We start from the raw sequence: 22,263 nt of genomic DNA on the forward strand, positions 1-22,263 counted from the left end.
CTCCAGGCGCCACGCGCCGGTCCCGGGGCGGGAGCGGCGGGCCGTTGTCAGCGGTGTGGTGCAGACTGGCCTGATCCGCACCGTCGTCAGGGAGCGCATCGTGACCGCGTCCACCGGAGAGGGATCTTCCTACCGCCAGGCCCAGGTCGATCCCCTGGCCGCCGTGCGCGCGCCCGACGATCCGCCGTGGGACGTGTATCTGACGGGCACCGTCTTCCTCGACATCATCTTCACCGGGCTCGATTCCGCCCCGGTGCGCGGCACCGAGTCCTGGGCGCGCGGGATGGGATCCAGCCCGGGCGGGGTCGCCAACATGGCCACCGCGCTCGCCCGGCTCGGCCTGAAGACCTCCCTCGCAGCCGCCTTCGGCGACGACCACTACGGGGAGTACTGCTGGGACGCCCTCGAACAGGGCGAGCACATCGACCTCTCGACGTCACGCACGGTCCCCGGCTGGCACTCCCCGGTCACCGTTTCGATGGCGTACGAGGGTGAGCGCACGATGGTCTCCCACGGCCATGAGCCGCCCCCGGAGGAGCCCGCCACGGAGTGCCCGCCGCCCGCCCGGGCCGCCGTCGCCTCCCTCACACCGGGCGTCCGCGCCCCCTGGATCGCCCAGGCCGCCCGCAAGGGCGCCCGTATCTTCGGCGACGTCGGCTGGGACGACACCGGCCACTGGGATCTCGCCGGTCTCGCCGACCTGGAGCACTGCGAGGCCTTCCTGCCCAACGCCGAGGAGGCGATGCGGTACACCCGCACGGACTGCCCCCGCAAGGCAGCCCGCGCACTCACCGACCACGTACCGCTCGCCGTCGTCACCCTCGGCGCCGAGGGCGCGTACGCGGTGGACGGGCGGACGGGGGAGACGGCCGAGGTGCCCGCCATCGCCGTGGAGGCCCTCGATCCCACCGGTGCCGGCGACGTCTTCGTCGCGGGCTTCGTCACCGGCACCCTCGCCGACTGGCCGCTCGCCGACCGCCTCGCCTTCGCCGGCCTCACCGCCGCCCTCTCCGTCCAGGACTTCGGCGGCTCACTCTCCGCACCCGGCTGGTCCGAGATCGGGGCCTGGTGGCGCGAGATCCAGTCGTACGAGCACCAGGACCCGGCGGCCCTGCGCCGGTACGCCTTCCTGGCGGACCTGGTGCCCAGGACCGTACGACCGCGCCCGTGGCCGCTGCGGCGGGCGGTACCGACGATCGGTTTCCGCAGATCGGCGTGAGCGCGTACACCCGACCGTGGACGCGTACACCGGACCGTGAGCTAAAAGCCCTACGGCGTTGTCAGTGCACCGACGTACCCTGGGACCGGAAGGCTACCCACGTGGTAAGCGAGCCTCATTGAGGAGGTCGTGCAGGCCTACGAGCCGGCCCATGACTCAGACACCCACAGCTCAGCCCCCTGCGCGGGGGCAGGCACGAGCGCAGTTCACCGTCCCGGCCGCCCACCCCATGGTGGCCCTGCTGGGTTCCGGAGACTCCCTCCTGCGCGTGATCGAGAAGGCCTTCCCGGCGGTCGACATCCATGTCCGGGGCAATGAAGTCAACGCCGTTGGCGAAGCGGGCGACGTCGCCCTCGTCCAGCGGCTGTTCGACGAGATGATGCTGGTGCTCCGCACCGGACAGCCGATGACGGAGGACGCAGTGGAACGCTCGATCGCCATGCTCAGGGCGAGCGGGAACGGGGAGGGTGACGGCCAGGAGACCCCGGCCGAGGTCCTCACCCAGAACATCCTGTCCTCGCGGGGCCGCACCATCCGCCCCAAGACCCTCAACCAGAAGCGCTACGTCGACGCCATCGACAAGCACACCATCGTCTTCGGCATCGGCCCGGCCGGTACCGGCAAGACGTATCTCGCGATGGCGAAGGCCGTGCAGGCGCTTCAGGCCAAGCAGGTCAGCCGCATCATCCTGACCCGCCCGGCGGTGGAGGCGGGGGAGCGCCTCGGATTCCTCCCGGGCACGCTGTACGACAAGATCGACCCGTACCTGCGCCCGCTGTACGACGCGCTGCACGACATGCTGGACCCGGACTCGATCCCGCGGCTGATGGCGGCGGGGACGATCGAGGTCGCGCCGCTGGCATATATGCGGGGACGGACCCTTAATGATGCTTTTATCATTCTGGACGAGGCCCAGAACACCAGCGCCGAGCAGATGAAGATGTTCCTCACCCGGCTCGGCTTCGACTCGAAGATCGTGATCACCGGTGACGTGACGCAGGTCGACCTCCCGTCCGGGACCAAGTCGGGCCTGCGGCAGGTGCAGGACATCCTCGAAGGCCTCGACGACGTCCACTTCTCGCGGCTCACCTCCCAGGATGTCGTCCGGCACAAGCTGGTCGGCCGTATCGTCGACGCGTACGAGAAGTACGACAGCGAGAACGGTACGGAGAACGGCACCCACAAGGGCGTCCGAAACAAGCGGAAGTAGACAGACCAGCACCATGTCGATCGACGTCAACAACGAGTCCGGAACCGAGGTCGACGAGCAGGCGATCCTCGACATCGCCCGCTACGCGCTCGCGCGGATGCGCATCCACCCGCTCTCCGAACTCTCGGTGATCGTCGTGGACGCCGACGCCATGGAACAACTGCACATGCAGTGGATGGACCTGCCCGGTCCGACCGACGTCATGTCCTTCCCGATGGACGAGCTGCGCCCGCCGTCGAAGGACGACGACGAGCCTCCGCAGGGGCTTCTCGGTGACATCGTGCTCTGCCCCGAAGTCGCCGAGAAGCAGGGCAAGGAGGCGGAGACGCAGCACTCCATGGACGAGGAGCTCCAACTCCTCGCCGTCCACGGCGTGCTGCACCTCCTCGGGTACGACCACGAGGAACCGGACGAGAAGGCCGAGATGTTCGGCCTCCAGGCCGCCATCGTCGACGGCTGGCGCGGCGAGCGGGGGATGACCGGCCCGTCGCCCGCTCCGACGGTGTCATGAACCCCCAACTCGTCACCGGTGCCATAGCGCTGGTCGTCGTCGCCTGGCTCGCCGCCTGCGCCGAGGCGGGCCTCGCGCGCGTCTCCAGCTTCCGCGCCGAGGAGGCCGTACGCGGTGGTCGGCGCGGAAGTGCCAAGCTCGCGCAGATCGCCGCCGACCCGACCCGCTATCTCAACGTGGCGCTGCTGGTGCGCGTGGCCTGCGAGATGGCCGCCGCGGCGCTCGTCACCTACGCCTGCCTTCAGGAGTTCGACAAGACCTGGCAGGCCCTCGCCGTCGCCATCGGCGTGATGGTCCTCGTCTCGTACGTCGCGGTCGGGGTCTCGCCGCGCACGATCGGGCGTCAGCACCCCCTCAACACGGCCACGGCAGCCGCGTACGTACTGCTGCCGCTCGCCCGCGTGATGGGGCCGATCCCCTCCCTCCTCATCCTCATCGGCAACGCCCTCACTCCCGGCAAGGGCTTCAGGCGCGGCCCGTTCGCCTCCGAGGCGGAGCTGCGGGCGATGGTCGACCTGGCCGAGAAGGAGTCCCTGATCGAGGACGACGAGCGCCGTATGGTGCACTCCGTCTTCGAGCTGGGCGACACGCTCGTACGCGAGGTCATGGTCCCGCGTACGGATCTGGTGGTCATCGAGCGGTACAAGACCATCCGTCAGGCACTCACCCTCGCGCTGCGCTCCGGGTTCTCACGGATACCGGTCACCGGGGAGAGCGAGGACGACGTCGTCGGGATCGTGTATCTGAAGGACCTCGTGCGCAAGACGCACATCAGCCGGGACGCGGAGAGCGAGCTGGTGTCGACGGCCATGCGGCCCGCCGCCTTCGTGCCCGACACGAAGAACGCCGGTGACCTGCTCCGTGAGATGCAGCGCGACCGCAACCATGTCGCCGTCGTCATCGACGAGTACGGCGGCACGGCCGGCATCGTGACCATCGAGGACATCCTGGAGGAGATCGTCGGTGAGATCACCGACGAGTACGACCGTGAACTCCCGCCCGTGGAGGAGCTGGGCGACGAGCGTCACCGCGTCACGGCCCGCCTCGACATCACCGACCTCGGCGAGCTGTACGGGCTCGAGGAGTACGACGACGAGGATGTGGAGACGGTCGGCGGGCTGCTGGCGAAGGCGCTGGGCCGCGTGCCGATCGCCGGGGCCTCGGCCGTCGTCGGGCTGCCCGACGGGCGCGAACTGCGGCTCACGGCGGAGGCGGCGGCCGGACGGCGGAACAAGATCGTGACGGTGCTCGTCGAGCCGGCCGACCATGCCGGGTCACTGGAGGAGGAGAAACCGGAGGACGAGAAGGTGGAGGACGACGCGTGACTCCGCACGAGCTGCGTGCCTTCTGTCTGTCCTTCAACTCCGTTGTGGAGGACTTCCCGTTCAGCCCGGAGATCTCGGTCCTCAAGGTGCTGGGCAAGATGTTCGCTTTGTCCTGGCTGGACAACCGGCCCCTGACGGTCAACCTGAAGTGCGACCCGGAGGACGCGATCCGGCTGCGCGCCGAACACCCCGGGATGATCATCCCCGGGTACCACATGAACAAACGGCACTGGAACACCGTCACGGTCGACGGGGAGTTGTCCGATCAGCTCGTGCGCGAGCTGATCGAGGACTCGTACGACCTGGTGGTGGCCGGTCTGCCGCGCGCGGAGCGGCTACGGCTCGACCGGCCCTGAGGAGGCTGTGACCGGCTGTCTAGTACGGCAGGATGCGGCCCGAGGGCGTCCTGCGGTCGATGGGGAGGTCGCGGGGTGAAGGAGCGCTGGGCCGACGCGTGACGCGGATGCGGGTCTGGCGGTTCATAACGCCTCCTCATGGCTCGCGGTTCAAGGGTCATGCCCTGATCGCCGGTGCCTGATACCTCTTCTTGTGTGACTTCCTTGTGTCATGCGTTTCCGGAAGGGGACAAACTCGTAAGTATGCTCGGGGCATGACCGACAGCAACGCGCTCGACCTCGACCCCGAGGACCGCAAGATCGTCACCCTCGCCCGCTCTGCCCGGGCCCGCAACGGCGTCGCGGAGGGGGCGGCCGTACGGGACGAGACCGGACGTACGTATGTCGCCGGCACGGTTGTCCTCGACTCGCTGAAGCTGAGCGCGCTGCAGACGGCGGTGGCCATGGCGGTGGCTTCGGGGGCCAAGTCCTTGGAGGCGGCGGCGGTCGTGACGGTTGCGGAGGGTGCTTCGGCGGCGGATCTCGCGGCGGTGCGGGATCTGGGTGGGCCTGCGACTCCGGTGCACCTGGCCGCGCCCGACGGGGTGGTTCGGGTGACGGTGCCGGCGGGCTGAGGCGTCGTCACCGTCCGCCTGGAGGACCGTGTCCCGCAGCCACGGCGACTGGACGAGGCCACCGACCGGTTGCCTGCCGTCTCGCCGGGCTCGGCGCCGGTCCGGCGGCCTTGTCGGGGTTTGCCCGGAACATTCGCCGGAGCTGCTGTACGGGGCGGGCGCGGCCGAGGTCCTGCTCGCTGACGCGGGCGCGGGCGCGGGCGCTGACGCTGACGCGGGCGCCGAAGCCGATGCTGACGCGGGCGCCGACTTCGCCCATGAGTACGCCCTGACGCAGGTGCCCTCGTCTCCTGGGGTGCCACCCCGGCGGGTATCGCCGCCACAGGTACGGGCCGGCGGTGGCCGCCGTCCGTACGGAGGCCCTCCCGGTGCGGGACGTCCTCACCCTCGCCCTGGCCCGTGGCACCCTCCATTCCGGGTCGACCAACCCCGGCTGTCCGGGGTGTCGCCGTGCACGGGCGGCTGGATGACGGGGGACGCGGGCCGCGATTCCGGCGTCTGGACGTGGCCGACCGGTTCCCTGGAATCACTGGGTGCGCTGCCCGACGCCACCGACCGGCACGCGGTACGGCTCGCCCCGGACGACCTCACCCAGCTCCTCGCCCTCGCCGCCAACCCCGTCTTCGCAGCCGCACACACCGGCGGGGGCATTCGCCGTCGAGTCGGTCACCGACTGTCTCGCCGAGAGGGTCGGCAAGGCCGTCCGCGGCCTGTACCTCGCCGCCCCTGACGCCAACCTCTTCGACCTGGGCCTGAACTTGCTGCCTTTCGTCGAGTCCCAGACCATCCGGTCCTTTGTGGACAACCTCGCCGACCTGACGGGCCTGGCCCCGGCCATGACCCGGGGCGGCGGTACGACGGCTCCGGCCTCCCGCGCCTCACGACGCGCCCGGCGTGCGGCGGCCCGTCGGGTGGGGGTCTGACCGGGGGTCCTGCCATCGGGCAGTGCCGGAATCCGTTCGCCGCGACCGGCGGGCACCGCATCCGCGCGGGGCCGGCCGCCTGTCGTTACGTCATGGTTCGTCGGGGGTACGTCTTCGGCCACTTTTCCGGCCCTCCGCAAGAACCAGCAGAGCGTCTCTTGCAATCGCAGGCAACCCACGCATCAATGGAACCCGTTCTCCCGACGGACCGTCAGATACCACCGCGTGGCGCCCCGCACCCGCCCGCGGCTGACCGCACCCGGCCGTCGAGCCCCCCACATCGCATTTCCCCACATGGCAATTCCCGTACCAGGGAAGGGAATTCGATCAATGACAAGCACGTCAGTACGCCCGCCTGCGCGCAGGCGGCTCGGTATCGGTGCGGTACTTGCGGCGGGTTCGCTCGCCGTCACCGGTCTGGCCTTCGCGCCGGCCGCCGCGGCCGTCGCCCCCACCACCGCGACGGTCACCTTCAACTGCGGTTTCTACGGTGGCGGTGCGGCCACTCTGACCGCCACCCAGACCGGCACCTCGGCCACGATCACCGTCAGCTCGGCGATCACGGCCCCGCTTCCCCTCGCCGCCGACTCGATCAGCTCCACGCTGATCATGACGAAGGCCGGCGGTGGCACCACCGCCTTCACCGGGACCAAGAACCCGGCCATGGCCACCGGTGCCAACGTCGTCGTCGGCCCGCTCACCGGCACTGTCGCCTCCGGGGACAGTCTGGACGCGGGCGGCGGCAGCCTCGTGATGGTGATCTTCGGTATCAGCGTCACCTGTACCCCGGCCGCGAACCAGTCGCCGGGACCGTTCGTCTACGAGTGACCGTCCCCTCCCGCACCATCCGGTGAGACGGCCGGCGTCGCCCGCTCCGCGGCGGCGTCGGCCGTTTCCGACTGGGAACCGACGGACCCCCGACAGGAAACTGATGGCTCGTCAGTTCACTTTCCGTGATTCCCCGTTATTCCGTGCGATTGCATTGACTTCTCACACAACCTGCTCATCAATGGCCCCCTGTCGGCGCAGACGAGCCGCTGCGCCCGCATCCCTCAGAGGGGGCAACCATGGCCACCATGGCAACCATGGGTCCGACCGGCCGAAGACGACGCTGGGCCGCGCTGCTCGGGGCGACCGCACTAGCGGTCACCACGGGCGGCGCGCTGGCCGTCCCGGCCGGCGCACTCACCACGGCGTCCGCCGCCGTGGACTACGCCACGCACTGTGTACCGCCGCCGATCGCGGGCCTTCCGCCGATCGACGGCACCACCACCGGAGAGATCACGGTGGACAACCCCGCGCCCCAGGTCGGCGACACCGTCACCGTGACGTACACGGTGGTCAAACCGGCCGCCAGCAACCCCACCGATCTCGCGCTGCCCGCCGACATCATGACGCCCACCGGAAAGGTCACCCTGGGCGGAGCGCAGACCGGCGACATCACCGTCGCGGGACCCAGGAAGAACGACCCCGTGCCCGGCAAGGGTGCCTTCCCGCCCTTCTCGATGACCGGCACCTTCACGGTCACCGCGCCCGGCGCGATCACCCTCTCGCCCGGCGACTACAACATCCACACCAGCTACATCCTTGAGCTGGACACTCCCTGCACGCTCCTCACCCCGCCCGCACCCGTCTCCGAGACGATCACGGCAACGGACGGGACCCAGACCAACACCCGTGCCATCACGCTGGGTTCGGCCTCCGGGGCACCCGGGGCCGGGGTCACCGTGAACGGCGCCAACTTCACCGCCGGTGCCACGGTCACACTCGCCGGCCGGTCCGGGGCCACCCAGACCGCCGACACCGCGACCGTGACCGCCGACTCCCAGGGCGCCTTCAGCGGCACCCTCGCCGTCAACGACAAGACGACGACCGGGGTCGTGGCGTACGAGGGCAGCGCGTGGAACGACGACAAGGGGGCCGGCCCGGCCGCCTACGTCGTCATCGACGACACGCCCGTTCCCGACAACAGCCAGAAGCTCACCACCACCGTCAAGGCCGGCGACCTGTCCATGACCCAGGCCGGGGACGCCGTTCAGCTGTCGGCGGTCGACTTCGGCAAGGGCGGGCCCTCGGAGGGCGCGCTGAAGACGGTGACCGTCAAGGACTTCCGCGGCGGCCCCGCGGGCTGGTCCCTGACGGGCAAGGTCACCGACTTCACCGGTCCCGGAGCCAAGATCGAGGCGGGCAAGCTCAGTTGGACCCCGGCCTGCACCACCAAGGCCGGAAGTCCCAGTACCTGTCAGGCCGGTTCCGCCGGTGCCGTGGGCAGTTCGGGAGCCACCCTGGCCTCCGCACCCGACGGCACGCTCACCGGCGGCGAGTTCACCGTCGACGCCGGACTGTCGCTGAACGTACCGGCGTTCACCCCGCCGGGCACGTACTCCGGCGTACTCACCCTCACCCTCTCCTGAACAACGTTCACCTGAACAACCTTCATCTGAACGGCTGTTCGTCATCCGGTGGCCGGGCGCGCACCCGCCCGACCGCTCCCGGCCGTCCCGTCCGTGGGGGTCCGCACCCATGTTGCTCCCGATGCGCCGCAAGCCGTACGTCCTTCTCGCACTCCTGTCGGCATTGCTCGGCACGTCACTCCTGACGTCCGCCCCAGCCCGCGCCGCCGACAACGGCAGCTGGTCGGTCTTCCCCACCGCCTCCGCCGTGGCCCAGCGCCCGTACTTCTACCTCTCCGCCGATCCCGGTACGACCGCCGAGGACAAGGTCACCGTCGCCAACAAGACCGGCGAGCCGCTCACCTTCCGGCTGTACGCGGCCGACGCCTACAACACCGTCCGCGACGGCGGGTTCGCGATACGCACCCTCGACGAGAAGCAGCGGGGTGTGGGCGCCTGGGCGCGGCCCGCGAAGTCCCGGATCACCGTGCCCCCGCACAAGTCGGTCACCGTGCCCTTCACCCTCCGGGTGCCCGAACGGGCCGAACCCGGCGATCACGTGGGCGCGTTGGTCGCCCTCGACGAACGGATCGACGCGGGCGACGGTTCACTCGCACTCGGGGTGCGGCGCGCGGTCGGAGCGCGGATCTACCTGCGGGTGAACGGGCCGGCCGTCTCCGCGATCGCCGTCGAGCGGGTCAGGATCAGCCACGACCAGCCCCTCGTCCCGGGCTTCGGCGACAGCACGGCGACGATCTCGTACACCCTCCACAACACCGGGAACGTCACCCTCGACCCCAGGGTGGAGCTGCGGGCACAGGGCCTGTTCGGCCGTACGCTGGTCGCCCGCGACCTCACCAGGCTCCCCTCCGAGCTGCTGCCCGGCCAACGGGTCAGGCTCACCGAACCCTGGCGCGGCGCGCCCCAACTCGACTGGGGCGACGTCACGTTGACGGCGTCCGCCAAGGACACCAGGGAGTCGGCGAGCGTGTCCTTCTTCGCGCTGCCGTGGCTCATGGCGGTGGTGCTGGTGGTGTTCGGCGTGCTGGGGACCGTACTGGCGATCAGGGCGCGCCGGGCGAGGCCCGGAACACGGGGACAGCGCGCCGATCACGCCCGGGCGGCCTAGTCGCGGCCCAGGGCCCGGCGAAGTATGCCCTTCTTCCCGGCGGGGGGTTCGACGGGCGGGGTCTCCTTCGACGCCACGAGCTGTGCGACGGATAGCCGCGCGTGCTTCGTGAAGGTCTTGGGCCCGTCCGAGTTCTCGGACCAGTATTCGTCGCTGAGTTCGATGAGCCAGCTCGTCTCGGACGTCCGGAACACGAGGTAGCCGTACTTCGGCCCGCCGTTCCAGGGGTCCTTCGGGTAGGCGAGGCTCAACTCCGCGGCGCGGGACAGGGCTTGTTCCCTGCCGCCTTCCACGTGCAGCTTTTCCTTGAGCCACCACTCGGAGTCGTCGGAACGCCCCGCCATCTCCTCGACGAGCGCGTACCACTCGCCGGACCCCCCACTCATGACGCCCCCCACCTCAGAGCGCGTCAGGGCCGCGCTCGCCCGTCCGCACCCGTACGACCGTCTCGACGGGCAGAACCCACACCTTGCCGTCGCCGATCTTGCCCGTCCGCGCGACCCTGACGATCGCGTCGATGGCGGCGTCGGTGTCCCCGTCGTCGACGACGACCTCGATACGGACCTTGGGGACGAGGTCGACCTGGTACTCGGCGCCGCGGTACACCTCGGTGTGGCCGCGCTGGCGCCCGTACCCGCTGGCCTCGGTCACGGTCAGACCGTGCACCCCCAGTTCCTGGAGCGCGGTCTTGACCTCGTCGAGGCGGTGCGGCTTGACGATCGCGGTGATGAGCTTCATACCTGGCTCTTGACTTTCTGCGGGGGGAGTGGACGGAGGACGGAACCGGGGCACCGTGGCCCGGGACGCCGTGATCGTATGCCGTCCAGGCGTGCCACCGTAAGGTCGTCGCCGGTGTGCCGTGGACCGTTGTTCACCCTTCGGAGGGCCGTGGCGGGGCTCGGCGTGCGGCGGGTCTCCGTGGATCAGGGACAATGGGCGCCATGAGCGTTCGTACCCCGTCATCCGAGCCGTCCGAGCCGACCGAGCCGTCGAAGGTCTCGGCCGCGCACCGCGCCGGCTTCGCCTGCTTCGTGGGCCGCCCCAACGCGGGCAAGTCCACCCTCACGAACGCTCTGGTCGGCCAGAAGGTGGCGATCACCGCGAACCAGCCGCAGACGACGCGGCACACGGTACGGGGCATCGTGCACCGCCAGGACGCGCAGCTGATCCTGGTCGACACCCCGGGGCTGCACAAGCCGCGCACGCTGCTGGGCGAGCGCCTCAACGATGTCGTGCGTACGACGTGGGCCGAGGTGGACGTCATCGGCTTCTGCCTCCCGGCGAACGAGAAGCTCGGCCCCGGCGACCGTTTCATCGCGAAGGAACTGGCGGCGATCAAGAAGACGCCGAAGGTCGCGATCGTGACGAAGACCGACCTGGTGGAGGGGAAGGCACTGGCCGAGCAGCTCATCGCGATCGACCAGCTCGGCCGGGAGCTGGGATTCGAGTGGGCGGAGATCGTGCCCGTGTCGGCGGTCGCCGACCAGCAGGTGGGCCTGCTGGCAGACCTGCTGGTCCCGCTGCTGCCCGAGGGCCCGGCGCTCTACCCGGAGGGTGACCTCACGGACGAGCCGGAACAGATCATGATCGCGGAGCTGATCAGGGAGGCCGCGCTGGAGGGCGTACGCGACGAGCTTCCCCACTCGATCGCGGTCGTCGTCGAGGAGATGCTTCCCCGGGAGGACCGCCCGGCCGACAAGCCGCTCCTCGACATCCACGCGTTCGTCTACATCGAGCGGCCCAGCCAGAAGGGCATCGTCATCGGCCCGAAGGGCAAGCGGCTGAAGGAGGTCGGCATCAAGTCGCGCAAGCAGATCGAAGCGTTGCTGGGTACGCCGGTCTTCCTGGACCTTCACGTCAAGGTCGCGAAGGACTGGCAGCGGGATCCGCGGCAACTGCGGAAACTGGGGTTCTGAACACGGTTTCATCTGGCAGACGGGAAGGATCTGCAGCGGCCCGAACCAGCCCACCCGGATCGCCCCGTTGGCGAGCGAGAGCGACGCGGTCCACCCCGCCCGACCCGCTCCACGGGCTCGGCGAGCGCCGCCGCCGTCCCCGAGGCATCCTCCGCTCCCTCCGTCGTCGTCACCCCTGCGCCACCGCCCCCTCCTGCCTCTCCCGCTGTGCCCGGAGGAGGTCCCTGAACCAGCCGTACGACGCCTTGGGCGTCCGCTTCAGCGTGGCGGGATCCTCGAAGTCCACATGCACCAGCCCGAACCGCTGCGCATACCCCTCCGCCCACTCGAAGTTGTCCAGCAGCGACCACACGAAGTAGCCGCGTACATCCACGCCCACCTCCAACGCCCGGTGCACCGCCCGGACATGACCGTCCAGGTAGGCGATCCGGTCCTGGTCGTCGAGCCCCTCGTACGAGCAGCCGTTCTCGGTGATGACGACGGGCGGCAGCCGGTCGCCGTAACGGTCCCGGAAGGTGGTGAGCAGCTCCGTGAGGCCCTCCGGTACGACGGGCCAGCCGAAGTCCGTCACCGGGACGCCCTCGATCTCCCGTACGGAGAAGGGAAGTTCGGCCGGGATCGTGAGGCCGCCGAACTCGATGTCGGCGCCCTGCGGCGCGCCCACCCGGGTCGGCGCGTAGTAGTTGACGCCGTAGAAGTCGAGTGGCTCCCCGATCACCTTCAGGTCCGACTCCAGCTCGTCGGCGGTTCCGGGCATCAACTCGCCTATGCCGTCCGGGTACTGTCCCAGCAGAATCGGGTCGGCGAACAGCCGGTTGAGCAGCAGGTCGTAGAACTCCGCCGCCTCCAGGTCCGGTTGCTCCTGTGACGCCGGCCAGGTCGGCCCGTGCGAGTTGGCGATCCCGATGTCCGTGGCGCCGGCGGCGCGCAGTGCCCGTACGGCCAGACCGTGGCCGAGGAGCTGGTGGTGGGCGGCCGGCAGCGCGTCGAACATCAGCTGCTTGCCCGGCGCGTGCGCGCCCAACGCATGCCCGAACAGGGTGTGTTCGGCGGGTTCGTTGATCGTGATCCACTTCTTCACACGGTCGCCGAGCCGCTCGGCCACGACGGACACGTGCTCGGCGAACCGGGACGCCGTGTCCCGCTCCAGCCAGTCCAGGCGCACCGGCAGATCCCAGTGGAACAGGGTCGGGACGGGACGTACGCCCGCCGCGCACAGTTCGTCCACCAGCCGGTCGTAGAAGTCCAGGCCGCCCGGGGAGTTCACGCGCGGCCAGGAGATGGAGAAGCGGTACGCGTCCACGCCGAGGCCGGCCAGCAGGGCCACGTCCTCGGGGTAGCGGTGGAAGTGGTCGCAGGCCACCGCGGCCGTCGAGCCGTCCTTCACGCGTCCGGGTTCGGCCGTGAAGGTGTCCCACACGGACGGTTCGCGCTGGTCCACCGCTCCTTCGATCTGGTGCGCAGAGGTGGACACGCCCCACAGGAAGCCGGCCGGGAACTGGGGTATCGGGTTGGTCGCCATGGGCCGGATCATGGGTACCGGGAGTAAGGGGTGTCAACGGGCCGGGGTGACGATGCGGTCACACCCTGTCCGTCGGCACCCGCGACACCCGTTATGCCCCCTCTTTCAACACCCTGGAGATCAGCTGCCGTTGCTCTTCGGTGAGCCGGGGATCGGCGCAGTACACCGTCTTCCCGTCCACCGTGATCTCGTAGCTGAAACCGTCCGGCACCCCGGTCGGGCGGGTGCCCTGGCCCCCCGCGATCGCCTGATCGGCGAGGGCGTGCCACTCGTGGGCATCAGGGCGCCCCGAGGTGTCCACCTCGGCGCACCGCTCGATGCCCGCGAATCCGCCCGTACGTCTCACCTGAATACGCATGGGTCCCTGTCTAGTACGAGAACGGCTCCAGTACGAGTGACGCGCGACCGGCGGCGAGCGCCGAGTGCGGCAGGTACGGGCGGCCCGTACGGCTACAGGCGGGCCCGGGGCGTGATGGGCACTCCGACCCGCTCCCACGCCTTCAGCACGGCCTGCAGTTCCTCGCCGTCGCCGTAGCGCTCGTTCGCGGTGGCGACGGTCAGCTGGGCGAAGTCGTCGAAGAACGCCTTCTCCTTCAGCTCGCCGCCGGTCAGCACGTCGTACCAGATCTGCCCGGCCCGCTCCCACGCGTATCCGCCGAGCGTGGTGGCGACGATGTAGAAGGCGTGGTTGGGGATGCCGCTGTTGATGTGGACGCCGCCGTTGTCGCGGCCGGTGCGGACATAGCCGTCCATGGTCGCGGGCTGCGGGTCCGTGCCGAGCACGTCGTCGTCGTACGCGCTGCCCGGTGCCTTCATGGAGCGCAGGGCTGTGCCGGTGACGCTCGGGGCGAGCAGGCCCGCGCCGATGAGCCAGTCGGCCTCGGCGGCGGTCTGGCCGAGCCAGTACTGCTTGATGAGCGTGCCGAAGACGTCCGACATCGACTCGTTGAGGGCGCCGGGCTGGCCGTAGTACGTGAGGTTCGCGGTGTGCTGGGTGACGCCGTGGGTGAGCTCGTGGCCGATGACGTCGATGGAGTTGGTGAAGTCGACGAAGATCTCGCCGTCACCGTCGCCGAACACCATCTGCTTGCCGTCCCAGAAGGCGTTGTTGTAGCCCTCGTCGTAGTGGACGGTCGCGTCGAGGGGCAGGCCGTCGCCGTCGATCGAATGGCGTTGGTAGGCCTTGAGGTAGAGCTCGAAGGTGGCGCCGAGGCCGGCGTAGGCGCGGTTGACGGTGGTGTCCCGGCCGGGCTCGGAGCCTTCGGCGCGCACCTTTGTGCCGGGCAGCGTGGTTCGGTGCTCGGCGTCGTAGATCGTGCGCAGCGGTTGGTCGGAGGGTGGTTTCACGGCCGGGGCGGCGGCCCGGCCGTACTCGGCGGTGAGGCTGCGCCTGGTCCGGTTCTCGGCGTCGAGGAGCAGCGTGTGCTGTGCGGGGCCGGAGACGGCCGGGTCCTCGTGGCGGGCGAGTGTGCTGAGGATGTGCGGTGGGACGATCGTGCAGAAGACGGGCTCAGAGCCCCCGTTTGTCGTCATGCCCGGCACCCTTGCACCGGGTCACACGACTGTCACTACCCGCAACCATGATTGGTGAAATACCCGGACAAGGGGCCCATCGTTCGGTGACGGAGTGGTATGTGGTGGGTGGCGACGCTCGATGGTGAGTGGGATGGCGCACTTTTTGCCCCTTTTGCTCCCTGGTTCCCGCATACTGTGAGGGTCCCGCATAGTGATACAGGCCCGCGCGTCCGGCGCGGCTCGGCTACAGTGCGGAGCATCATGCGTTTCGGGCTGCTCCTCCTTAGCTGCCGCGGCGAGGGCCTGTAAGTAGAGGCCGACCCCCTCCCCGCGGAGTCTGGCGTTGCGCCGTCGGCCGTCCTTCAGGACACCACGAGGAGCCCACGCATCATGGCCCACAGCGCCAATCGCCAGCAGCCCACTTCCATGCCGATCCACAAGTACGGCCGGTACGAGCAGGTCGACATCCCCGACCGCAGCTGGCCCGGAAACCGGATCACCGCCGCTCCCCGCTGGCTCTCCACCGACCTGCGCGACGGCAACCAGTCCCTGATCGACCCCATGTCCCCCGCCCGCAAGCGGGCGATGTTCGACCTGCTGGTGAAGATGGGCTACAAGGAGATCGAGGTCGGTTTCCCGGCCTCCGGGCAGACGGACTTCGACTTCGTCCGCTCGATCGTCGAGGAACCGGGCGCGATCCCGGACGACGTCACCATCTCCGTACTGACCCAGGCCCGCGAGGACCTGATCGAGCGGACCGTCGAGTCCCTGAAGGGCGCCAGGCGCGCCACGGTCCACCTGTACAACGCGACCGCGCCGGTCTTCCGCCGGGTCGTCTTCCGCGGCTCCAAGGACCAGATCAAGCAGATCGCCGTCGACGGCACGCGGCTGGTCATGGAGTACGCCGAGAAACTGCTGGGCCCCGAGACGGAGTTCGGCTACCAGTACAGCCCCGAGATCTTCACCGACACCGAGCTGGACTTCGCGCTGGAGGTCTGCGAGGCGGTCATGGACGTCTGGCAGCCCGGCCCGGGCCGCGAGATCATCCTCAACCTGCCCGCCACGGTGGAGCGTTCGACCCCGTCGACGCACGCGGACCGCTTCGAGTGGATGGGCCGTAACCTGACCCGCCGCGAGCACGTCGTCCTGTCGATCCACCCCCACAACGACCGCGGTACGGCCGTCGCCGCCGCCGAGCTGGCGCTGATGGCCGGCGCCGACCGCGTCGAGGGCTGTCTGTTCGGCCAGGGCGAGCGCACCGGCAACGTCGACCTGGTCACCCTGGGTATGAACCTGTTCTCGCAGGGCGTCGACCCGCAGATCGACTTCTCGAACATCGACGAGATCCGTCGTACGTGGGAGTACTGCAACCAGATGGAGGTCCACCCGCGCCACCCGTACGTGGGCGACCTGGTCTACACGTCCTTCTCCGGCTCCCACCAGGACGCCATCAAGAAGGGCTTCGACGCCATGGAGGCCGACGCGGCCGCGAAGGGCGTCACTGTCGACGACATCGAGTGGGCGGTCCCGTACCTGCCCATCGACCCGAAGGACGTCGGCCGGTCCTACGAGGCCGTGATCCGGGTCAACTCCCAGTCGGGCAAGGGCGGTATCGCGTACGTCCTGAAGAACGACCACAAGCTGGACCTGCCGCGCCGGATGCAGATCGAGTTCTCGAAGCTGATTCAGGCCAAGACGGACGCCGAGGGCGGCGAGGTCACGCCGAAGGACATCTGGACGATCTTCCGGGACGAGTACCTGCCGAACCCCGAGAACCCCTGGGGCCGTATCCAGGTCAGCACCGGCCAGTCGACCACCGACAAGGACGGCGTGGACACCCTCACCGTCGAGGCGGAGGTCGACGGAGTCGAGACCACCCTGGTGGGCACGGGCAACGGCCCGATCTCGGCGTTCTTCGACGCCCTGCAGGGTCTGGACATCGACGCCCGTCTCCTGGACTACACCGAGCACACGATGAGCGAGGGCGCCTCCGCGCAGGCCGCCTCCTACATCGAGGTCGCCATCGGTGACAAGGTCCTGTGGGGCATCGGCATCGACGCCAACACGACCCGCGCCTCACTGAAGGCGGTCGTCTCCGCCGTCAACCGCGCGGGCCGCTGACTCACCCGACCGGTTGGTTTCACGCCCCGTCCGCCCACTGTGGCGGGCGGGGCTGCCGTCGTTTACCGGCCAAACCGGGGGCGGGTCATGGGCAGGTCTGGTCCTGGGTACTGACTCCACATCGACAAAGTGGCTAACATCACGCCAGCGCGGCGGTGTTGCCGGTGGGGGTACCTCCCGCGCCCTAAAGGCAGTGGGGGAGTTACCGGAGGTGCGACGTGCTCCAAAAACGGGGACGAGACGACCGTGTCGTACGCGTCGTACGCAGAGGTCGGACAGCACGCGTCCTGTGCTTCCGGACGGTGTGGACCGGCGTCGGTGACGGCGAGTTCTTCTGCCCCGGCTGCGGCGGAGACCGCAACTACCAGCGCCTGACGGGCCGCCGCCGCCTCACGCTCCTCGGCGTACCGATTCTCCCGCGCGGCGTGACCGGCCCGGTCGTCGAATGCGCGGCCTGCCAAAGCCACTTCGGCACGGACGTCCTCGACCACCCCACCACGACCCGCTTCTCCGCGATGCTCCGCGACGCGGTCCACACGGTCGCCCTCGCGGTCCTCGCCGCCGCCGGCGGCACCCACACCCGCCTCACCCTGGAGACAGCGGCGACCGGCGTCCGCGCGGCGGGCTTCGACGACTGTACGGAGGACCAGCTGGAGGCACTGGTGGAAGCCCTCGCCGCCGACACGGGCCGCCTCTTCGGCCCGCCGTGCGGTCCCGGGCTCGCCATAGAGCTCCACGAGGCCCTGGATCCCCTGGCCCCCCACCTCGCCGCCCCGGGCCGCGAATCGATCCTGCTGCAGGGCGCCCGCATCGCCCTGGCCGACGGCCCCTACACCCCGGCGGAACGCGATGTCCTCGGGACGGTGGGTGCGGCGCTGACGATCTGCGGGGACGACGTGACACGGCTGCTGGCGGCGGCGCGCACGCCGTCGTAGCCTTCCGGCTTTCCTGACTCCTCGCTCGTATGGCCTGCCTGGCCTTTGGTTGCCGGCTGCCTGTACTCCAGGGAGCAACACGGCCTCGGGTTCCTTTCGGCGGTACCCCCGAGCTCGCCCTCCCGCGCGACGCGGAGGGCGCGCTGGTACGTATGTTCCTTACGCGCCGCGCGTGCTGACGGTCCGTCAGCACGGTTACTGTCAGCTCCTGTTGCCGTAGTACCGGCACCCCGGCACCCACACACACGGACCCCACTCCGTAAGGGAGAGCGATGACGCCCCTGAGTCGTACGCTGCTCGCCGTCACCACCGGCGCGGCCCTGATCACCGGCACCGGAATCGCCACCGACGTCACCGCGGCGACGGCCCAGGCGGCCACCCGCTCGCACTGCACCTCGTCGGTCCCCTACACCGCGGGCCAGGACGGCTACGACACCTACCGCATCCCCGCCACCGTCACGACCCTCAAGGGCACCCTCCTGGCCTTCGCGGAGGGCAGGCTCGACGGCGCGGGGGACAGCGGCAACATCGACGTGGTCCTGCGCCGCTCCACGGACGGCGGCTGCACCTGGGGCCCGCTGTCGGTCGTCGCGGCCGGGGGCGGTGACACGCGGGGCAATCCGGCGCCGGTGGTGGACCAGAAGACGGGCCGAATCGTGCTGGTGACGTCGTACAACGACGGCGCGGTGACGGAAGCCCAGATCATGCGGGGCGAGGCGACGCCGGAACAGAGCCGCAGGGTCTTCGTCCAGACCAGCTCCGGTGCGAACGACGGCCGCGACTTCACGAGCCCGCTCGACATCACGGCCCAGGTGAAGCTACCGAACTGGCGCTGGTACGCGACGGGTCCGGGGCACGCGGTGTATCTGACGAAGGGCCCGCACGCGGGGAGGATCGTGATCCCGTCCAACCACTCGGCGGCCCCGCCGGCGGGTTCGTCCGACACGGGTCAGGAGTCCAGGTACTACGGCGGCCACGCGATCTACAGCGACAACGGCGGCCGTACCTGGCACCCGGGCTTCGTGGACGACTCGTACGACGGCATCGAGAACGCCAACGAGACGACGGCGGCCCAACTCCCGGACGGCAGGCTGTACTTCTCGTCGAGAGACCAGAACGGTCTGATGCCGGGGAACCGGTTGGATTCGTACTCGAGCGACGGTGCGGAGTCCTTGGACCGCCCGTACACCGTCCAGCCGACTCTGAACGACGTTCCGATCGTGCAGGGGAGTGTGCTTCAACTGCAAGACGGCTCGGAGGCGTTGCTGTTCTCGGGGCCTTCGGAGCCTACGGCGCGGAGGTCGATGGCGATCTGGAGGAGCGGGGACGGGGGAGAGACGTTCACGAAGGTGTTGACGTTGTCGGATCGGAGGGCGGCCTACTCGGATCTGGTGCGGGTGGATCGGGCGGTGGTGGGGGTGCTCTACGAGACGGGGACCGAGGGGACCTACGAGTCGATCGAGTTCCGGCGGGTGTTGGTGGGTGGGGTGGGCTGAGGGGGGCCTGGGCTGAGCTGCCCGACATCGACCCGGGCTCGGCCTGCTGATCAACGAGTGGTCAGCCGGCGCTTCCAGCAGGGACTGCCCAACGCGTCGACTGGCCGGTCACGCCCGTGATCATGTCGTAACCGCCGTCGTAGTGCAGGACGGTCACGCCTTTGCCTTCGGCGGTTGCCGCGATGACCAGGTCGGCGACCGACAGGGCTTTCCAGTTGCCGGCGGCGATGAGCCGGGTCCGTACGTCAAGCGCGCGGTCCCAGGCCTCGTCGGGCGTGGGGAGCCAGTCGAAGCCCCGCATCTCGTCGCGGATCCGTTCCGCGTCCGCCTTGGACCGGGCGCTGTGCAGGACCTCAAGCTCGACTGCCCCGCACACGGCCAGCAGGCCCGGCGCTGTGCAGTAGATCGATCACGGCACGGACGGCCGGCTTCGGGTAGCGAGCGAGGGCGGACTTGTCGATGAGGAAGCGCTCGCTCATGCGGCCTGGTGTGGGTCGCCCGCTGCCTCGACCGGCCCGGTCAGGTCGGGCAGGCCGCCTTCCGCGAGCCAGCCCAGGAACGACGCGCGCTTCCGGCGCTTGATCGCGTCCTCCAGCGCCGCGTTCACCGTCACCCGCCGCCCCAGACGCCGCAGTTCGGCGTGGATGCGCGGGACACCGTAGGTGCGGCGGGAGGCGATGTGCAGCACCGTGATCTCGTGCGCGAGCGCGTCGTCGGCGGCCTGCCGGGCATGGCGGGCGGCCTCACCCTCGCGCCACGCGTAGTAGGAGGAGCGGGCGACGTGCAGTGCCCGGCACAGCAAAACGATCGGGTGGTTTGCCTTCTCCGCGTGGATGAACCGGTACAACTCGCTCACCGGTCGCTCTCCTTCACGAAGAAGGCGGTCGCTTATTCAGGATCTCGATCGTCTGCTGCTGCTCTCGGTTCTCCCGCCGCAGCCGCTTGAGCTCCTCGCGCTCGGCACTGCTCACTTCGCCGGGGCGCCTTCGCCCCGGTTGGCCTTCGCCTTGCGGTACCAGCCGCGCAGGGACTCGGAGCTGATGCCGAGTTCCCAGGGCGACCGCCGTGACCGTCTTACCCGAGGAGTCGACGAGCGCGATCGCGTCCCGCTTGAACTCTTCCGTGTACCGCTTCGTGTACTTGTTTCCTACCTGGTGCTACTTCCTCTGGAACCTCAGGTCCCAGTCTCCAGGTGTCCACGATCAAGGGGAAGGTTCACCGTGTGACGCCGCTGATGCCGCGTTCACGCATGAGGCGCTCGATCCGTTTGCGGTTCACGCGGTGCCCGAGCCGACGCCGTCCGGCGTGGATGCGCGGCACTCCGTAGGCGCCGCGGGAGGCGAGGTGCAGCACGGTGATCTCGTGCGCCAGGGCATCGTCCGCGGCCTGCTTCGCCCGCCTGGGCTTCTCACCGGCCAGCCATGCGTAGAAGGAGGAGCGGGCCACCTTCAGCAGCCGGCACAGCAGAGCAACATGGTGGGTGGTCTTCTCCGCCTCGATGAACGCGTACACCTCGCTCATCGATCGCTCTCCTTCGCGAAGAAGACCGCCGCTTTTCGCAGCACCTCGATCGTCTCCGCCTGCTCGGCGGTCAGCCTCCGCAGCCGGCGCAGCTCTTCACGCTCGGCCGTCGTCAGCTCTCCCGGCGCCCCCTGCCCGCAATCGATCTCATCCTGCTTGACCCAGTTCCGCAGGCCCTCAGCGCTGACCCCGAGCTGCCGGGCCACGTCGGTCACGGTCTTCCCGGAGGAACGCACGAGAGCCACTGCGTCCCGTTTGAACTCCTCCGTGTACCGCCTGCTGCGGTTGCTCTTACTTCCCACCTGGCACTACTTCCTCTGGAACTCACGTCCCAGTCTCCAGGTGTCCACGATCAAGGGGAAGGTTCATGAAAGCGAACAAGCCCCACAAAGTTTCCGATGTTGTCTAGGCCCACCGTCAAGCATCAGCCGGGACCAGAACGTCAAACATCACCTGGGACTAGACACCGCCGTGGTGATAGGCCGTGGCCGTCGGCTGGTCGTTCGGCTGGTCGTTCGGCTGGTCGTTCGGCTGGAGTGCGGTCCGAAGCGTCGGACTGGCTGGTGTGGTTCTGCGGGCAGCCGGGGTGATCGTTGTTCGGCCGGTCCGGGGCCGTGTTGCGGGGGTACCGTCTGAGTGTTGCCGCAGAACGGAGTTCGCCGTGTCGCAGAGCATTGAGGAGCACACCGGCGCTCGGATCGCCCGTGTCCGGAAGCAGCGCGGGCTGACGCAGCAGGGGCTGGCGATGCGGGCTCATGTGTCGAAGTCGTTGCTGTCGAAGGTGGAGTGCGGGCAGAAGGCTGCCTCCCCGGCTCTTGTTGCTGCTTGTGCCCGCGCGCTGGGCGTCTCCACGTCTGATCTGCTGGGGCAGCCGTACGCCGAGGAGTTGCGCCGGGACCGCATGGACGCCTTGATCCAGCCGATCCGTGAGGGGCTGGAGAACTGGGATGTCGCTCTCGACTCGACTGACTGCCCAGCACGATCTCCTGTTCCGGCCGGCGCCCGTCGCACCCGGTCGGATAGGGCCGCAGCGGAAATCCCCGGAAAGCCATGGCTCTCCGGGGATTTTCACTGCATGCAGTCAGGCGCCCTTGGGGCGCTTGGCTCCTCGGCCCTGGCTTGCCTGCTCCAGGCGCTCAAGACGCTCGCGCATGTCGGCCATCTGCTCCAGGATCAGGTCCAGCTTGCCCGCCAGGCCGACGTCCCAGGACCCGGGCGGCGCGGACTGCGGCAACTGTGCGGAACCGTCGCCGGTATCCCCTGCGTCTGCCGGTTCTTCCCAGAAGAGGCTTTCGCCGATGACGTACGCCAGTTCTTCCGGCTGCGGCTCGCTCGGCCGGGTGCGGGAGGGGATCTCCTTGCGCGGGTTCTTGTAGACCTTGCGGGCATGTCCTTCCAGGGCCAGCGCGGCCAGGTCCTGCTCGGTGGTCTCTTCACTGTGGCCGATGGCCTCGGCGGCATCCGCTGCGGTCAGCCGGGTGCCCTTGGGTAACGAGCCGTTACCCGTCCCGGCTTTGTCAGGGCTGCTCCCACCCTCCCCGGCGTCACCCGGCTCAA

Annotated in this window: 23 protein-coding genes and 3 pseudogenes; 15 read left to right on the forward strand and 11 right to left on the reverse strand. The window is 69.4% G+C overall.

Going from position 1 to position 22,263, the window contains the following annotated elements; all coding sequences use genetic code 11:
• The first annotated feature begins 100 nt into the window (after positions 1-100).
• The 10 genes from RB628_RS12385 to RB628_RS12430 all read left to right on the forward strand — a co-directional run bounded on the left by RB628_RS12385 (position 101) and on the right by RB628_RS12430 (position 9,680).
• A complete protein-coding gene (locus tag RB628_RS12385) occupies positions 101-1,219 on the forward strand; it encodes a carbohydrate kinase family protein (protein WP_318320416.1) in 1,119 nt (372 codons plus the stop codon).
• A gap of 151 nt (positions 1,220-1,370) precedes the next feature.
• The gene (locus tag RB628_RS12390) at positions 1,371-2,429 is read left to right on the forward strand and encodes a PhoH family protein (RefSeq protein ID WP_318320417.1); all 1,059 of its coding nucleotides are present in this window, start codon (positions 1,371-1,373) and stop codon (positions 2,427-2,429) included.
• Positions 2,430-2,442: 13 nt separating this feature from the next.
• Positions 2,443-2,940, forward strand: coding sequence for an rRNA maturation RNase YbeY (ybeY, locus tag RB628_RS12395; protein ID WP_318320418.1), 498 nt, complete (start codon positions 2,443-2,445; stop codon positions 2,938-2,940).
• Positions 2,937-4,265 (forward strand): hemolysin family protein, encoded by a 1,329-nt coding sequence (locus RB628_RS12400; RefSeq protein WP_318320419.1) that lies wholly within the window; start codon positions 2,937-2,939, stop codon positions 4,263-4,265. The genes ybeY and RB628_RS12400 overlap by 4 nt, the downstream gene beginning before the upstream one ends.
• Positions 4,262-4,621: an MmcQ/YjbR family DNA-binding protein gene (locus tag RB628_RS12405; RefSeq protein ID WP_318320420.1), complete on the forward strand. Its 360-nt coding sequence runs from the start codon at positions 4,262-4,264 to the stop codon at positions 4,619-4,621. Before RB628_RS12400 ends, RB628_RS12405 begins: the two co-directional genes overlap by 4 nt.
• A gap of 254 nt (positions 4,622-4,875) precedes the next feature.
• Positions 4,876-5,235: a cytidine deaminase gene (locus tag RB628_RS12410; RefSeq protein ID WP_318320421.1), complete on the forward strand. Its 360-nt coding sequence runs from the start codon at positions 4,876-4,878 to the stop codon at positions 5,233-5,235.
• Between the two features lie 533 nt (positions 5,236-5,768).
• A complete protein-coding gene (locus RB628_RS12415; RefSeq protein ID WP_318320422.1) occupies positions 5,769-6,158 on the forward strand; it encodes a hypothetical protein in 390 nt (129 codons plus the stop codon).
• A 330-nt stretch (positions 6,159-6,488) separates the two neighbouring features.
• On the forward strand, positions 6,489-6,986 hold the full coding sequence (locus RB628_RS12420) for a hypothetical protein (RefSeq protein WP_318320423.1): 498 nt from the start codon (positions 6,489-6,491) through the stop codon (positions 6,984-6,986).
• A gap of 257 nt (positions 6,987-7,243) precedes the next feature.
• Complete coding sequence (locus tag RB628_RS12425; RefSeq protein WP_318320440.1) at positions 7,244-8,572, forward strand: beta-xylosidase; 1,329 nt, start codon at positions 7,244-7,246, stop codon at positions 8,570-8,572.
• 121 nt (positions 8,573-8,693) lie between these two features.
• Positions 8,694-9,680, forward strand: a complete 987-nt coding sequence (locus RB628_RS12430) for a WxL protein peptidoglycan domain-containing protein (RefSeq protein ID WP_318320424.1) — start codon at positions 8,694-8,696, stop codon at positions 9,678-9,680.
• On the opposite strand, the gene RB628_RS12435 is transcribed toward RB628_RS12430, so the two are convergent.
• Positions 9,677-10,066: a hypothetical protein gene (locus RB628_RS12435; RefSeq protein WP_318320425.1), complete on the reverse strand. Its 390-nt coding sequence runs from the start codon at positions 10,064-10,066 to the stop codon at positions 9,677-9,679. The genes RB628_RS12430 and RB628_RS12435 overlap by 4 nt on opposite strands.
• A gap of 13 nt (positions 10,067-10,079) precedes the next feature.
• A complete protein-coding gene (locus tag RB628_RS12440; protein ID WP_318320426.1) occupies positions 10,080-10,418 on the reverse strand; it encodes a P-II family nitrogen regulator in 339 nt (112 codons plus the stop codon).
• Between the two features lie 194 nt (positions 10,419-10,612).
• On the opposite strand from RB628_RS12440, the gene era reads away from it, so the two are divergent.
• Positions 10,613-11,596: a GTPase Era gene (era, locus tag RB628_RS12445; RefSeq protein ID WP_318320427.1), complete on the forward strand. Its 984-nt coding sequence runs from the start codon at positions 10,613-10,615 to the stop codon at positions 11,594-11,596.
• Positions 11,597-11,608: 12 nt separating this feature from the next.
• Here era and RB628_RS12450 read toward each other — a convergent pair.
• The 4 genes and pseudogenes from RB628_RS12450 to RB628_RS12465 all read right to left on the reverse strand — a co-directional run.
• Positions 11,609-11,769, reverse strand: a pseudogene (locus RB628_RS12450) (MFS transporter); the annotation flags it as partial.
• Positions 11,766-13,130, reverse strand: coding sequence for a GH1 family beta-glucosidase (locus tag RB628_RS12455; RefSeq protein WP_412180646.1), 1,365 nt, complete (start codon positions 13,128-13,130; stop codon positions 11,766-11,768). The pseudogene RB628_RS12450 and the gene RB628_RS12455, both read right to left, overlap by 4 nt.
• Positions 13,131-13,209: 79 nt before the next feature.
• Positions 13,210-13,476 carry a protealysin inhibitor emfourin gene (locus RB628_RS12460; protein ID WP_318320429.1) on the reverse strand — a complete coding sequence of 89 codons (267 nt, stop codon included), beginning with the start codon at positions 13,474-13,476 and terminating at the stop codon, positions 13,210-13,212.
• 92 nt (positions 13,477-13,568) lie between these two features.
• Entirely contained in the window at positions 13,569-14,651 is a 1,083-nt protein-coding gene (locus tag RB628_RS12465; protein ID WP_318320430.1) for a M4 family metallopeptidase, read from the reverse strand.
• 372 nt (positions 14,652-15,023) lie between these two features.
• On the opposite strand from RB628_RS12465, the gene leuA reads away from it, so the two are divergent.
• From leuA to RB628_RS12480, 3 genes are all read left to right on the forward strand, one after another.
• The gene (leuA, locus tag RB628_RS12470) at positions 15,024-16,754 is read left to right on the forward strand and encodes a 2-isopropylmalate synthase (protein WP_318320431.1); all 1,731 of its coding nucleotides are present in this window, start codon (positions 15,024-15,026) and stop codon (positions 16,752-16,754) included.
• A 218-nt stretch (positions 16,755-16,972) separates the two neighbouring features.
• Positions 16,973-17,689 (forward strand): TerB family tellurite resistance protein, encoded by a 717-nt coding sequence (locus RB628_RS12475; RefSeq protein WP_318320432.1) that lies wholly within the window; start codon positions 16,973-16,975, stop codon positions 17,687-17,689.
• A gap of 272 nt (positions 17,690-17,961) precedes the next feature.
• The gene (locus RB628_RS12480; RefSeq protein WP_318320433.1) at positions 17,962-19,185 is read left to right on the forward strand and encodes a sialidase family protein; all 1,224 of its coding nucleotides are present in this window, start codon (positions 17,962-17,964) and stop codon (positions 19,183-19,185) included.
• A 61-nt stretch (positions 19,186-19,246) separates the two neighbouring features.
• On the opposite strand, the pseudogene RB628_RS12485 reads toward RB628_RS12480, so the two are convergent.
• The 4 genes and pseudogenes from RB628_RS12485 to RB628_RS12500 form a co-directional block, all read right to left on the reverse strand.
• Positions 19,247-19,664 (reverse strand): annotated as a pseudogene (locus tag RB628_RS12485) (PIN domain nuclease).
• Complete coding sequence (locus RB628_RS12490) at positions 19,661-20,041, reverse strand: IS3 family transposase (protein ID WP_318320434.1); 381 nt, start codon at positions 20,039-20,041, stop codon at positions 19,661-19,663. The pseudogene RB628_RS12485 and the gene RB628_RS12490 overlap by 4 nt, the downstream one beginning before the upstream one ends.
• 359 nt (positions 20,042-20,400) lie before the next feature.
• Positions 20,401-20,706: an IS3 family transposase gene (locus RB628_RS12495; protein ID WP_318320435.1), complete on the reverse strand. Its 306-nt coding sequence runs from the start codon at positions 20,704-20,706 to the stop codon at positions 20,401-20,403.
• Positions 20,703-21,008: a transposase gene (locus RB628_RS12500; RefSeq protein ID WP_318320436.1), complete on the reverse strand. Its 306-nt coding sequence runs from the start codon at positions 21,006-21,008 to the stop codon at positions 20,703-20,705. Before RB628_RS12500 ends, RB628_RS12495 begins: the two co-directional genes overlap by 4 nt.
• A gap of 443 nt (positions 21,009-21,451) precedes the next feature.
• Between RB628_RS12500 and RB628_RS42580 the strand changes: the two are divergent.
• Positions 21,452-21,511, forward strand: a pseudogene (locus tag RB628_RS42580) (hypothetical protein); the annotation flags it as partial.
• A gap of 276 nt (positions 21,512-21,787) precedes the next feature.
• On the opposite strand, the gene RB628_RS12510 reads toward RB628_RS42580, so the two are convergent.
• A partial coding sequence (locus RB628_RS12510) for a hypothetical protein (RefSeq protein WP_318320441.1) occupies positions 21,788-22,263 on the reverse strand: 476 nt, incomplete at its 5' end.

Source organism: Streptomyces sp. ADMS (genome assembly GCF_033441795.1).
Lineage (GTDB): Bacteria > Actinomycetota > Actinomycetes > Streptomycetales > Streptomycetaceae > Streptomyces.

Bases quoted from the DNA above. Each gene is read 5' to 3' on its own strand.
- RB628_RS12390 (WP_318320417.1), top strand. From the start codon at position 1,371: ATGACTCAGACACCCACAGCTCAGCCCCCTGCGCGGGGGCAGGCACGA.
- ybeY (WP_318320418.1), top strand. From the start codon at position 2,443: ATGTCGATCGACGTCAACAACGAGTCCGGAACCGAGGTCGACGAGCAG.
- RB628_RS12400 (WP_318320419.1), top strand. From the start codon at position 2,937: ATGAACCCCCAACTCGTCACCGGTGCCATAGCGCTGGTCGTCGTCGCC.
- RB628_RS12410 (WP_318320421.1), top strand. From the start codon at position 4,876: ATGACCGACAGCAACGCGCTCGACCTCGACCCCGAGGACCGCAAGATC.
- RB628_RS12420 (WP_318320423.1), top strand. From the start codon at position 6,489: ATGACAAGCACGTCAGTACGCCCGCCTGCGCGCAGGCGGCTCGGTATC.
- RB628_RS12425 (WP_318320440.1), top strand. From the start codon at position 7,244: ATGGGTCCGACCGGCCGAAGACGACGCTGGGCCGCGCTGCTCGGGGCG.
- RB628_RS12430 (WP_318320424.1), top strand. From the start codon at position 8,694: ATGCGCCGCAAGCCGTACGTCCTTCTCGCACTCCTGTCGGCATTGCTC.
- RB628_RS12435 (WP_318320425.1), bottom strand. From the start codon at position 10,066: ATGAGTGGGGGGTCCGGCGAGTGGTACGCGCTCGTCGAGGAGATGGCG.
- RB628_RS12440 (WP_318320426.1), bottom strand. From the start codon at position 10,418: ATGAAGCTCATCACCGCGATCGTCAAGCCGCACCGCCTCGACGAGGTC.
- era (WP_318320427.1), top strand. From the start codon at position 10,613: ATGGGCGCCATGAGCGTTCGTACCCCGTCATCCGAGCCGTCCGAGCCG.
- RB628_RS12455 (WP_412180646.1), bottom strand. From the start codon at position 13,130: ATGATCCGGCCCATGGCGACCAACCCGATACCCCAGTTCCCGGCCGGC.
- RB628_RS12460 (WP_318320429.1), bottom strand. From the start codon at position 13,476: ATGCGTATTCAGGTGAGACGTACGGGCGGATTCGCGGGCATCGAGCGG.
- RB628_RS12465 (WP_318320430.1), bottom strand. From the start codon at position 14,651: ATGACGACAAACGGGGGCTCTGAGCCCGTCTTCTGCACGATCGTCCCA.
- leuA (WP_318320431.1), top strand. From the start codon at position 15,024: ATGGCCCACAGCGCCAATCGCCAGCAGCCCACTTCCATGCCGATCCAC.
- RB628_RS12480 (WP_318320433.1), top strand. From the start codon at position 17,962: ATGACGCCCCTGAGTCGTACGCTGCTCGCCGTCACCACCGGCGCGGCC.
- RB628_RS12495 (WP_318320435.1), bottom strand. From the start codon at position 20,706: ATGAGCGAGGTGTACGCGTTCATCGAGGCGGAGAAGACCACCCACCAT.